Source organism: Paenibacillus sp. WLX2291 (assembly GCF_046603665.1).
Taxonomy (GTDB): Bacteria; Bacillota; Bacilli; order Paenibacillales; family Paenibacillaceae; genus Saccharibacillus.
Genome location: NZ_CP176755.1, coordinates 4,872,041 through 4,886,117, shown reverse-complemented (window position 1 = coordinate 4,886,117; position 14,077 = coordinate 4,872,041). Strand labels below are relative to the sequence as shown.

The window sequence follows — 14,077 nt, the reverse complement described above, 5'->3', positions numbered from 1 at the left end:
GTCGCTCGCAGCAGACAATGTAGCTTCCATTCCACAATGTATAATCAAATCATAAAAGCATCTCGAATTCATCTATGTAATTGCACATACTTTCGTAACAGGCATTACACTTAGCTGATCATAGTACATAGGTAACAATTCCAAATAGAAGTGTAGAATATAGTAGATTAAAAAGAAAAGAGAGTGATAATTGAATAAGTTACTTTTTTTTATAAGAATTCAATATGAAGATGGATATCTATTATCCTAGTCATATCAAGGGATTTGAGGTTTTATTACGAACTTAAGAAAAAGAAATCAGAAAAAAGATAAAAAAATTCTAAAACGCTGCAACCTTTTTGCAACCACCCGCGTCTATAATTTTGAAAACAGCGAGCAAGTTTAAAATATTTGCTGATTTACCTGTTTAAATAACAACAAACCTGTTTAGTACTAATATAGTTAATGAAAAGTACTGTAGACTCAGGTAATGTGGGCGAAATTAGTATTTCTTACAAAAGTGTAGTATGATTAATAAGGTTCGGCAAAAAAAGTAAAACTTTTTTTGAAGACACTGCAACTTTTGAAGAAAACATGCGTCTACATATATGAACCTGATGAAACGACAGCAAACACATGCTGGCAGGTTGTTGAATGACAATGAACCCTAGTGGAACATTCAACAATTCCGATGTGAAAAAATGTCTTTACGGCATCATTGGCGCAATGTATAATACTTTTGGACACTGCGGTTTTTCGATTGACGAATGTTCCGGTTACGATTTTCTGTGATTTTGTCACAGATATCATCATAAAAAGGGATTTGCTTGAACTCGGAAAGGGGGTGTAACGACTGATGAGTGACAAAATCCATAACAAACAAAAAAACAAAAAAAATGTTTATGATATTCAAGGAGGAGAACAAAAGGTTATGAAAAAGTCTACTAAAAAAGTAATTAACGTCGCAGCAAGCGCAGCTCTGCTGGCAGGCGTAGCTCCAGTTGCAGGTATCATTGCTCCAACACAAGCACATGCAGCAGGTAGCTTCAATGTAATTAGTGTACCTACTTTGTCTTCAACATCTGTAACTGAAGACAAAGGTGGCGTAAGTCTTGGACGTGTAAATATCGATATTGACAAATACACTCTGAATAATACAGCTACTGATGCGACTTACCTGACTGTAACACTGCCTAGCGGCTTTGAATTTGCTAGCGATGCATTCCAAACTAATACAGCTAACGGCTCACCTACTCGTGTTTATATTGCTGAGGCTGGTAGTCCTGCTCAAGCAGTTGGAGTTACAGCTCAAAAAGTAAATGCAACTAGCGCACGTATTGCTATTACTGGTTCTAATCAAGGTGATGATATTACTTTAGCATTGATTTTGGATAAAATTGTTTCTACTGGTCCTAGTAGCGGCGATGTTAATCTGAGTTTCTCTGCTGCTCCGAATAGTGGTCTTCCAACAGGTAATGTTAAAGTTGGAACTGTAGTATCTTCGGGTCAAGTTGCTGTTGAAGCGCGCGATGTTCAATCTAAGAGCGATAACTTCCAATTCACTCTGCGTGTAACTGAATCTGTTGCACAATCTTTGAAAACATCTAATGGTCTGAAACTGAAACTGCCATCTGGTTTTGAATGGGCTGCTAATGGTGCTTACACTAAGCTATATGGTGACAACACTGTAAATAGTGTAAACGTTTCTGGCAATGGCACAGACACTATTACTTTAAACGCTCCTAAGCTGTCTGCAAGTGCTACTTCTTTTGATTTGGTACTGAATTTTGAAGTTACTGACGAAGACAAAGCAAAAGATGGCGACATTACTGCTAGTGTAAGTGGTAACTCTTCTGCTAATGTATCTTCATTGGTAGTTGGTTCTTATGGAGAGTATGGCGGTGGTGTAACAATTTCTTCCCCAACTACTGTAGTAGCTGGTCAAGATGAGCAACAACTGGGAGATATCGTTGTTAAAGAATCGGTAGCTGGTTCTTTTGTGGCTGATCGTACTGTAACTTTGCAACTGCCTGAAGGTGCTCGCTGGCAGTCGGTTTATACTGGTGGCGAGAATACATCCGGTACTACTGGTTCTACAGAAACCGCTAATGGTCTAACTGCTCCTAATATCACTTATAGCGGTACTGATGGACGTACTATGCGTCTCACGTTCCCTAGTAAAAACACTTCTAACAAAGCAGGATCCTTCACATTGAAAGATGTTGAAGTAGCAGTTCAACCAGGTTTCACTGGTGATTTGAACCTGACTGTTGCAGGTAGCCAAGGTCTGACTGGTACTGTAAAAGCAGCTACAGCTGTTGGTGCAATTTCCCTGACTGCTACAAATGCTACGTACAATATCGCTATCGGTACTGATAATGCCTCTATTGGTAGTCTGGTTCTAAAAGAAGGCGCTGCTGGTGCTTTGACTAACGATACTGATGTAACTAACCCAGGTCTGGTTGAAGTTCTGCTTCCTTCTGGCGTAAGCTTCGGTACTACTCCAACAGTTTCTGTAACTTCTGGCGACCTGCGTATCCGTAACGTATCTGTTGATACTTACCAAAACAGCACTCAAGGCGTACTGCGCTTCTATGTAGACAGCGAAAGCACAACTGCAAGTACTGTTACAATTAGTGGTGTAAACTTGCGTATCGACCGTACTGTACCACAAGGCGACGTTGTTGCTAAAGTACAAGGTCCAGCAGCTTCTTATACTGCTTACAACACTAATAATAGAACAACTACAAGCTGGTATGATAGCAACCGTGCAGCAGCCCAAGCAGCTATCGCTACAATCGGTACTGCACCATCGGGTACTGAAAACAATGCTGTAAAAGCTATCTACACTATTGGTAGCACTGCTTACACTGTAAACGGTGAAACTCGCACAGCTGAAGTTGCTCCTTATGTAGAAAACGGACGCACTTACTTGCCAGTTCGTTACGTTGCAGAAGCTCTGGGTGTAACTCAAGCTAACATCCTGTTCGACAAAGCTACTTCCGTAGTAACCCTGATCAAAGGTGACCGTGTAGTTCAGCTGAAACTGAACACTAACCAACTGACAATCAATGGTTCTACAATCAACATGGATGTTAAAGCTGTAACTAAATCCAACCGTACTGTACTGCCTATCGCATGGGTTGGTAAAGCTCTGGATGCAGTGGTTCAATACGACGCAGCTTCCAAAACTGTAACAGTAAACAGCAAATAATATCTTTTGATATGATTGCTGCAATATAGAAGGTAGTCATACCTTCGCTGAGATACCTCGGAGTAGGAAACTGCTCCGGGGTATTTTTGTTTATATATACTAATTTGTTGCTCTAGCATTTCAGATGGTTCCTATTTGCGCTATCTGAAATGCACACTTTACTTTTAAATAAATAAACGTTCTATATTGTTTATTATTAGGGAGGCTATATATATGAAAAAGCGTTCAACTTGGCTTTTAGCCGTAGCCACTGTTGGAATAGGGATCTGGGTAGGAAGCTCATTTACAACAGTGAGTAATGCAAGTAGTCAGCTAGGTTCATCGGATGATCCTGTTGTTACCAAAAGTTATGTGGATCAGCAAATTCAAAAGGCATTGGGAGGCAGTTTGAATACGAGCACAACTCCTACTAACTCTAATAGTTCCAGTACGAATTCTGGAAATTCGAGTTCTTCTACCACAAATACGAACAATACTTCTAGTACAGCTAATACTGGTTCGAATACGACAGGTACATCAACAAGTACAAATAGTAATTCCAAAGTATCGATCGTAGAACTACGTCCAGGGAAAAAGTTGATTGCTAATGCAGGTACACAAGTCATTGTGCGTAAAGGAAAGGCTATCGTATACAGTGATGCATCCAATGGAATCATCGATATTACAAGTGGAACAGAAGTCGGCGGTTCTCAAGTAATAAGTAATAATCATCTATTGTTATTCCCTCGTGATGGACGCGGCGTTACCGTAGATGCAACTTCTAGCTCCAATGCTACCGTTATGGTAATTGGTAGTTATGGAGTGCAATAATCTTTACCATTCATATTGCATAAATATATACGAAAAGAGCATAGATACTGTTTATGTTTCTACATGATTGTTTTCAATATTGTTTGATATGTACTAGATTACGATTTAATTGTACGTATAATCTTGGGCACTGTTTATTGACAATAACATTACATTAGAAAATAATGTGAGCATATATATTGCCATACTCATAGTCTATTATTAATATGATCTTAGATTAAAATGCTTTGTCAGATTAAAACCTTTAATTCCGACTGGAATTTGTGTATTAATTGGTTTGACACTTATTATCAAATGAGTTATCATGACCTGTGAGGCTTGTAAAAGTAACCTTTTCCGGGTGGAAAGGGTTCATTTTTTGTGTGGGAACGCTCTGCTGGGATGCTGGGGATTTTGCACAATACGCTCACCTTAATATCCATATGGGAGGTTGAATCTGTTGTCCACGATTAAAAAACATCTATTCACATCAGAGTCTGTAACAGAAGGACATCCTGATAAAATTTGTGACCAAATTTCGGATGCTGTACTGGATGCATTTTTGGAAAATGATCCTAATGCGCGTGTGGCTTGTGAAGTATCTGTTGCCACAGGTCTGGTTCTTGTTATCGGTGAAATCAGCAGCAAATCGGAATACGTTGATATTCCGGCAATTGTGCGTAACACGATAAAAGAAATTGGTTATACACGTGCCAAGTACGGTTTCGATTACAATACATGTGCAGTACTAACTTCTTTAAATGAACAATCTGCTGATATTGCACAAGGTGTAAATTCTGCATTGGAAACACGTGATCCAGAGCAACTCAAGTTGGAAACTGAAAATATCGGTGCTGGTGATCAGGGTCTGATGTTTGGATTTGCAACGAACGAGACTCCTGAATTGATGCCTTTGCCTATCGCATTGTCTCATCGCATTGCTCGCCGTTTGTCGGAAGTACGTAAAGATGGCACGCTGAACTATTTGCGCCCGGATGGTAAAACACAGGTGACTGTAGAATACCAGGATAACAAACCGGTTCGTGTCGATGCGATTGTAGTCTCCACTCAGCATGCAGCAGATACATCGTTGCAACAAATTCAGGACGACATCCGCAAACATGTAATTTTGCCGGTAGTACCTGCTGAATTGCTGGATGATGAGACAAAATACTTTATTAACCCAACAGGACGTTTTGTTATTGGTGGTCCTCAGGGTGACGCCGGATTGACTGGTCGCAAAATCATTGTGGATACATATGGCGGCTACGCACGTCATGGCGGGGGCGCTTTCTCCGGTAAAGATCCTACAAAAGTTGACCGCTCCGCTGCATATGCAGCACGCTATGTAGCCAAAAACATCATTGCAGCAGGTTTGGCTGATAAATGTGAAATTCAGTTGGCTTATGCTATTGGTGTAGCTAACCCGGTTTCCATTAATGTAGATACGTATGGTACAGGTAAAGTAGCGGAAGATAAGCTGGTGGAACTGATTCGTAAGCATTTTGATCTGCGTCCAACAGGAATTATTCGCATGCTGGACCTGCGTCGTCCTATTTATCGCCAGACTGCTGCGTACGGTCATTTTGGTCGTACAGATATTGATTTGCCTTGGGAACGTGTAGACAAAGCAGAACTGTTGAAATCTGAAGCAGGTCTGTAAAATTATTGTTTTATGCATAATATTATGAATAATAAAAGCGAGACTGTATATTGGAATAGCAGTGGAATGATCGTTTATTCTTGTAGCACAGTCTTTATGATAGGGCTATGCTATTCAATATAATACGCTTTATTCATAGAAGCCTAAGCTTAAAGAGAATATCGGATTTTAAATGGAGAAGTCGCCGGGGATAGTTACCGTGCGACTTCTTCTGTTTTTTTTCAATATACTGTTATTTTGGGATCATTCTATTCATTGGAAAATAAGGTGCTTGCACTATTTTGTATACATATACTATTTTATCAAGATTTGATTATATTAGTCTCAAAACGTCTATTGCAACTCTCATAGTCATGCAACGAATAAATATAACTTCTGAAATAAAGGGCATTGTACTATACTACAACTAGTGTGCATTGACTTTGCACAATGATAAGTTTGCTATGGAGTATGAATATGGACATTATTTTGCAGAATTACTGCAAATAGCGTAACTTTTTTACTGTAATGAAGTCTAACTGTATAAGGCTTTTTTTAGCATGTATATTGAACAATTGACTAGTGATTTTGAGGATAGGGGCGTTTGAATTGATGATTGGCAAAACAAAAACAATGACCAAATGGATTGCTTTGACTGTTGCAGGTGTGTTGTGGATTCAGCCTGTAGTCGAGTTGGGTATTCCCGCAGGCACATTGTTGTCTACACATACGGCAAGTGCGGCTGCAACGACGAAATTGGATGAAAGTAATATTACGTCAGGAGCCAAATTGCTGCAATACCGATATCAAACTAGCCGCTCTGGTAAAACAGTGAACATTTTGGCTGATGTGGTACAGGTTGATTTACAAAATCCATACGTGAATCTGAATGTGATGACCGGTAAGGACGGTAAATTTACAACCCGTCAATCCGTAGAAGGCATGGCACAGGAAACAGGTGCGGTAGCTGGTGTGAACGGTGACTACTTCAATACAAGTGCAGAAGGCGTACCGATGGGGGCTCAAGTCTCGAACGGTGTTCTGATGTCTAGCCCTTCGCAGCTCAGCGGGATGTATGCATTTGGCGTTACCAAAAGTGGCACACCGATGATTGAGCAATTCAACTTTACTGGAAAAGTAACCGCAGAAGATGGTTCGACTTTTGATCTGGCTGGTATTAACCAAGCATCGTATATGACAGAACCAGATAAAACGTTCAGTCATACGAATAAAATGTATATTTATACAGACGCGTGGAAAGCGGTTGAGCGTCCGGCTAACAGTTCTACCACACCAACTGAAGTGTTGGTGCAGGACGGTGTGATTAAGCAGATTTCGCTGAATAAAGGCATTAATCAGACGGTACCGGCAGGCGCCTATATTTTGCGTGCTCATGGTACAGCAGCCAAATTTATTCAGCAACATATGACGGTTGGACAAAAAGTGACAGCTGATTACGCACTGCAAGTAAAATCAACTGGTAAGACAGTGAATCCATCTGATCTTGAAGTGATGATTGGTGGTCATACTATTCTGGTTGATCAAGGAAAAGCAACTTCGTTCTCACGTAGTGTATCGGCGCTTGGTGGTAATCGTGCACGTACAGCAGTCGGTTATTCTCAGGATGGACGGTATGCTTACATTGTTGCAGTAGAAGACAATAATAACAGTGCGGGTATGTCGTTGTACGAACTGCAATCGTTTATGACTTCCATCGGTGTTTGGAAAGGTCTGAATTTGGACGGCGGTGGTTCGACTACATTAGTTACACGTCCGCTAGGCGAGGATCAGGCTGACCTGACTTTTGAGACAGAATATGGTGGTACAACGCAGCGTAGTGTAGTGAATGGTCTAGGCGTGTACACAAGCGCGCCACAGGGCAGTGTGAAAGGGTTTAGTATTAGTGGGCCTAAGCAGCTTCTGCTCGGTCAGACAGCCACCTACACGGCCAAGGGCTATGATACGTATTACAATCCGATCAAAAATGATGCGATCAAGCCAACCTGGAAAGCAGGTAATAGCAATATCAAATGGAATGGCACTCAGTTCCAGGCGCTGAAATCAGGAACAGCTAAAGTCGTTGCTACCAGTAACGGCATCAGCACCAGCATGAATGTGGAAGTGGTCGGAGCAGAAGCGATCCAAAGTCTGACTCCAGCTACCAAAACGGCAAGTTTGAAAGCAGGCACTACACTTTCAGTACCTGTAAATGCAACGCTAAAAAACGGCTCCAGTCTGACAATCGCCCCTGAAATGTTGAAATGGGAATTTGTCGGCTTTAAAGGAACAGTCAAAGGTGATCAGTTGACGATCAATTCGGTCAATAGCGGTACCGACGTCGGTTACGCGATTGCACGTTATGACGGTTTCAGTACGATGATCGTATTGACTAGCGGCGGAGCTGCTAGCAGTACATGGGAAGATTTTGAAAATGTGAATTACGGAATTAGTTTCCTTGGTAATCCGAGCGCGGTAACTGGATCAGCGACTGTCACGCAAGGAGCAGATGATCATTCCAATTCCAAAGCATTGCAATTAAGCTATGACATGACAGCTGGTACTGGCAAGAAGTATGCTTATGCTCAGCTGAATGGCACTTCTGGTAAAGCATTGACTGCTGGATCAACAGCGATGTCGGTTGATGTGTACGGCGATCAAAGTTATAACTGGCTGCGCGGTGAAGTAACGGATGCCAATGGCAAAACAGTCTACATTGATCTAGCGAAGAGCATCAACTGGAAAGGATGGAAAACACTCAACGTTGATCTGTCTGGACTGAATATCGCATACCCGGCTAAACTGAAACGCTTCTATGTAGTCAATGTGGAAGAAGGACAAGATGAACGTGCAGCGACAGGCATGATTCAGTTGGATAACATTAAACTGACCGGCACAGCTCAAACGCCGACGTATACGAATCCAACAGGTTCGCTAGCTATGACAGTTGGCAAAAAAACAGCTACACTCAATGGTGCATCTCAATCGATCGATGCTGCACCAATGTTAAAAGACAATGCTACGTACATTCCTGTCAAATATATCGTTGATGCTTTTGGCGGGCAGGCTAACTGGAATCAAAGTAGCCAGCGTGTGACGATTTTGCGCTCTGGTCAGTTGATGGATTTGACAGTTGGCGACAAGGCATTTGTAGTAAATGGCAAGCGTCAAAGCTCTTCTGTGGCACCAGTTGTCGTATCTGGCAGGACTTTAGTCCCTCTAAGACTCGTGTCAGAACAGCTGGGATTAAACGTAAAATGGGATCAAACAACCAAGACGATTACTATCCAATCGTGATAAGTTATAATATGATATAAAAGTATCATTATAAATGACTTACAGAAATGGAGAAGATCAAGTGGAGTTCCACGCTGATGCGATAGATCACGTCATTAAGAACGCGACAAATGTAATGGAAAACAGCAAATACCAGATCTTCGAGATTCTGGACACTTCCCGTCGTGAGCTGCTGTCTCTCAATACCGAACTGGAATTGGTATTGCGTGAGACAGCAGAGACGATTGAGAAAGTGGATCAGCTCGAAGTCGGTTATCGCAGTTCCCGAATCAGACTGACTGAGGTAAGTCGTGACTTTGTGCGGTATAATGAAGAAGATATCAAGCAAGCCTACGAGAGGGCGACTCAGCTGCAGCTTGATCTGATGATATATCGCGAAAAAGAAATGTATCTAAAAGCGCGGCGCGACGACCTGCAAAAACGGGTAAAGAATGTAGAAAGCTCTATCGAGCGTGCCGAAACGATCGGTTCGCAAATGGGAGTTGTACTGGAATATCTGTCCGGCGAGCTTAATCAAGTAACCCGTATTATCGAATCAGCCAAAAATCGGCAATTGATCGGCTTGAAAATTATTCTGGCGCAGGAAGATGAACGGAAACGTATTTCCCGCGAAATCCATGACGGACCAGCACAATTGCTGGCAAACCTAGTTCTTAGGACCGAAATTGTGGAAAGAATGATTACAAAGCAGGATTATGCTATGGTCAAAGACGAAATAATAGATTTAAAAGCGCAAGTGCGTTCTAGTCTAGAAGAAATGAGAAAAGTCATCTTTAACTTAAGACCGATGGCCCTTGATGATCTGGGGCTTATTCCAACTCTGCGGAAGTATGTTCAGGATTATGAGGATAAAACCAAAATCCGATCCATTTTTGAAACCAGAGGCAAGGAATACCGGCTTAGTTCCGCCATGGAAGCTGCTATCTATCGCCTGGTTCAGGAGGCGCTAACGAATGCATCCAAGCATGCCGAGCCTACGTATGTAACAGTCATCATTACATTCCAGGCCCAGATTGTGAAGCTGACCGTAGAAGATAACGGAAAGGGCTTTAATCTGGAAAAAGTAGAACAGCGCACCAAAGACCATAATAATTTTGGTCTGATTGGTATGCGGGAACGCGTCGAATTGCTTGACGGTAGAATGGAAATTGAATCTGCCGAAAATCAGGGGACGAAAATTGTGATTCATATTCCAACGAATGTGGAAAAGTGAAAGGAGTAACAGGATGGAAAACCATGATTACGGCTCTAAAAAGATCAAAATACTATTGGCCGATGATCATCAACTATTCCGCGAAGGTCTAAAGCGCATCCTTAATATGGAGGATGATCTGGAGGTTATCGGTGAATGTGGAGATGGCATTCAAGTACTGGAGTTCTGTAACCACACTCCACCGGAAGTAGTGTTGATGGATATCAACATGCCAATCGAGAACGGTGTAGAAGCAACGGAGAAATTGCGTGAGCTTTTCCCGGATATCAAGGTTATCATTTTGTCTATCCATGACGATGAGAGCTATGTGTTTGAAACGCTGCGCAAAGGTGCTTCCGGCTACTTGCTAAAAGATATGGAAGCCGAGTCTTTGGTTAACGCCATCCGCTCGGTAGTGGAAGGTCACGCCTATATCCATCCAAAAGTAACAGGCAAGCTGATTCAGCAACTGCGCCGCATGACATATGTGAATGAAACGGGGACATTGGCAGACAATAACAACAATGGCGATACTGGCGTGAAATTCGTAGCTGGTGACGACAACCCATTGACCCGTCGTGAAGCTGAAGTACTGCGTCTGATGGCAGAAGGTAAAAGTAACAAGATGATCGGTGAATACCTGTTCATCAGTGAAAAAACAGTGAAAAACCATGTCAGCAGTATTTTGCAGAAGATGGAAGTGGACGATCGTACACAAGCTGTTATTAATTCCATCAAACATGGCTGGGTTACACTGTAATTCCAGACTGCGCAAATCCGGTATTGCTTGCCGGATATAAAACGCTCATAATGAACACAACAAGTGAAGCACACTGTTCCTGTGAAGGGATAGTGTGCTTTTTTATGTTTTTGAAGAGGAGTGATTGGTACGAAGTTACATGTATACGCTGTGGAATATGAACAGGAACTGCAAATCGAAGTATCATTAGATTTGCGAGTAGATCTTTTGTGGTGGACAGCCAACAATAGAAAGGGAAAAGCTGTTCAGCACATTTGGCTGATCGCTACTGATCGTCCAGCTGGTTGGGCTTTGCAATACAGACACATCGTAAAGTCTCATCTGCATCCAGCGCCATCGCTGTTATGGCAAGCTGAACAGGGCTACACACAACAAGGGCAGAGCTTATTAGCAACGTATCGTTCAGGCGAGATGGAGGGCGATATCATGGATTTACTTACGAAACGACAACTAGTGTGTGGTGCCATTTTCATTACGGGTTTGTTAAATGGCAGATCATTGCTAGTATCGGAATTTCAGAATGTCATGGAAGATCGTCAATCGCCGTATCTGAATAGCTGGCGTAGCTGTGTACAGCTTGCTTATTTACAAAAGCAGATTCGTCTACTCAGTGCTGTTTATGTACAAGAACCAATAACCGCCAAAATGTCTGTTGTAGATCGTTTCCAGCAACGCCTAACTACGTTATCTGTACAATCGCAGTCATTGCAGCATCGTTCATCCCATTCAAGTCGTTGTCGGCGATGTAACAGTACGAAGATTGTCTATACAACGTGTGCCAGCTGTGGATCATCAAGCTGCGGATATTGTGAAGAATGCCTGACTATGGGACGTAGCAGAGAATGTGGGATATTGTTGCAAGCAGTTCGTCCACCGATTACCAATAGAAGCATTGCTGCTCCAACGATTGAACGTTCAACCAATGTTTCCCGTGAAACATTGCAGCAACTTCAGGACAGTTGGGGACTAAGTGTGCCACAAGCACAGGCAGCTGGAACAGCATTATTATTTTTACAAGATCAATTGCAGGTTTATCCAGAAGCATTTCTATATAAAAAGATAACAAGCATACAACGTATATATTCAGCATTACATAATCATTTAGCCACTAGGTATAGTCATAAGAAAATTACGTATACTCAAACAAATCCCACTGTGGAACAATCAACCTGCAATCAGCAATCTCGCTTTCTAATATGGGCAGTGACAGGCGCCGGTAAAACCGAAATGACATTTCCTTTAGTAGATTATATGATTCAGCAGCAAGGACGTGTTCTGATCGCTACACCGCGGCGAGATGTAGTGTTGGAGCTGGCACCACGCATCAGCAGAGCTTTTCCAGCACAGACGGTAACTGTATTGTATGGCGGCAGTGAGCAGCGCTGGCAGGAAGGACAAATTGTCATTGCAACTACGCATCAATTGCTTCGTTATGGAGCGGCGTTTGATCTGGTTATTATCGACGAAATCGATGCTTTTCCGTACGAAGGCAATCCTATGTTGCAATATGCTGCTAGTCAGGTGTGCTTGCCGTATGGGAAATATGTATATTTATCAGCTACTCCTTCTAAACAATTACAGAAGCAAATCCAATATGGAACGCTCGCACATGCCAAAGTACCAGCACGTTTTCACGGTCATCCTCTTCCTGTTCCACATTGGTTGAGAATGGCTCCATTTTCCTACTGGCGCCAAAAGAATAGCATTCCACCATCGTTGCTCATTAAGCTACGTCATTCTATCGAACGTAATGCCCAAATATTCTGGTTTGTGCCACGAATTGATTGGATTACAGATATGGTGACACTCATCCAACATCATTTTCCTCATCTGGTGGTGGCAGGAACGTCCTCACAGGATGAATATCGCGCTGAAAAGGTCATGGCATTTCGTGATCGGCATATTCGGTTACTTGTGACAACGACGATTTTGGAGCGAGGAGTTACTGTACCGCAGAGCGACGTATATATAATAGAAGCCAATCATTCTGTCTACCGTACAGCTGCCCTGATTCAGATGGCTGGACGAGCAGGACGTTCCAAAGAAGATCCAGCAGGACAGGTTATATTTGCTGCTACCGAGCGAACAGCTTCCCAGCAAGAAGCAATCCGGCAAATTCGCTACATGAACACAGCTGCACGCAAGGAGGGCTATATAAAATGAGACTCAGGAATATTTTCTCATTTTTACATAAACAATGGAAGACTTCCTGGTATCCTCAACATGATTGCTGTATCGTCTGTAATCGCAAGATAGCGTCGCATGGAGCATATCCCGGTCTATGCTCCACATGTGCAGCACGCATTCCATGGATCAGTGATCTGAAATGTAGAGTATGCGGCAGAGCAGAGCTATGTCCAGATTGTCGGCGGCGGTCGTTTGCACAGCGTGCATTTATGCTTAATCGTAGTGCGGTCTCTTATACGCCAGATGTACGGCAATGGCTAGCAGAATACAAATATCGAGGGAATGAACGATATGCTGCATTGTTTGGCGTACTGATGGAGCATGGCTACTACCGCATGCAAACCGAATTATCCTTGCATTACGGTAGGTTCTGGCGACCCGATATCATTACATGGGTGCCAGCCAGCACAGATCGCCTGCAAAGTCGTGGATTTGATCAAGCACAGGTGATGGCGGAACAACTGGCAGCCCAATTGCGAATCCCATGCATATCGTTATTGGAGCGCAATCGTCACACAAACAAGCAAAGCTCGCAAGGACGTGCTGGAAGGCAGCGTAATGTACGGGGTATTTTCTCATGTTTGCCGCAGGCAGGTGACTGGCTTGCACAATGGGAAGAGAATGAGGATAATAAACAGCATTATCGTCAGGAACAGCATGCTAAGCTTTCGCCTAAACATGTATTATCTCGTTCCTTATCCTTGTATAGGACGTTAAATCATCCCTTCCTATTTGATACTGCCAAAGAAAAGCAGCAGCCACGAATCATGCAGCTACTGCTTATTGATGATATCTATACAACCGGAAGTACAATAAATAGCTGTGCGATTGCTTTACAGGAAAGTGCGCAGCGACAATATAGTCAGATTCGCATCTTCTCACTTACTTGTGCACGTTCTTGATGCAGCAAGTAGCTACAACTTTATTTATCAAAAGGTTATTTTAATGAATCTATAAAGTGGTGATCATATCTATACTCTGTTTGCTTCCACGTTGTCAAACGTATGACAATTTATAGAA

Annotated in this window: 8 protein-coding genes; all 8 read left to right on the top strand. The window is 42.4% G+C overall.

What is annotated here, in order from left to right; translation table 11 throughout:
* The first annotated feature begins 835 nt into the window (after positions 1-835).
* The 8 genes from ACDE64_RS20880 (at position 836) to ACDE64_RS20845 (ending at position 13,959) form a co-directional block, all read left to right on the top strand.
* Positions 836-3,193 (top strand): copper amine oxidase N-terminal domain-containing protein, encoded by a 2,358-nt coding sequence (locus ACDE64_RS20880; RefSeq protein ID WP_411348152.1) that lies wholly within the window; start codon positions 836-838, stop codon positions 3,191-3,193.
* Between the two features lie 213 nt (positions 3,194-3,406).
* Positions 3,407-4,003: a hypothetical protein gene (locus ACDE64_RS20875; protein WP_411348151.1), complete on the top strand. Its 597-nt coding sequence runs from the start codon at positions 3,407-3,409 to the stop codon at positions 4,001-4,003.
* 439 nt (positions 4,004-4,442) lie between these two features.
* Complete coding sequence (gene metK / locus ACDE64_RS20870) at positions 4,443-5,645, top strand: methionine adenosyltransferase (protein WP_411348150.1); 1,203 nt, start codon at positions 4,443-4,445, stop codon at positions 5,643-5,645.
* Positions 5,646-6,236: 591 nt separating this feature from the next.
* Positions 6,237-8,918, top strand: coding sequence for a stalk domain-containing protein (locus ACDE64_RS20865; protein WP_411348149.1), 2,682 nt, complete (start codon positions 6,237-6,239; stop codon positions 8,916-8,918).
* A gap of 61 nt (positions 8,919-8,979) precedes the next feature.
* Positions 8,980-10,131: a sensor histidine kinase gene (locus ACDE64_RS20860; protein ID WP_411343977.1), complete on the top strand. Its 1,152-nt coding sequence runs from the start codon at positions 8,980-8,982 to the stop codon at positions 10,129-10,131.
* A gap of 13 nt (positions 10,132-10,144) precedes the next feature.
* Positions 10,145-10,870, top strand: coding sequence for a response regulator transcription factor (locus ACDE64_RS20855; RefSeq protein ID WP_322906498.1), 726 nt, complete (start codon positions 10,145-10,147; stop codon positions 10,868-10,870).
* Positions 10,871-11,296: 426 nt separating this feature from the next.
* Positions 11,297-13,033 (top strand): helicase-related protein, encoded by a 1,737-nt coding sequence (locus ACDE64_RS20850; RefSeq protein ID WP_411348148.1) that lies wholly within the window; start codon positions 11,297-11,299, stop codon positions 13,031-13,033.
* Positions 13,034-13,266: 233 nt separating this feature from the next.
* Positions 13,267-13,959 carry a ComF family protein gene (locus ACDE64_RS20845; RefSeq protein WP_411348147.1) on the top strand — a complete coding sequence of 231 codons (693 nt, stop codon included), beginning with the start codon at positions 13,267-13,269 and terminating at the stop codon, positions 13,957-13,959.
* Positions 13,960-14,077: the final 118 nt, after the last annotated feature.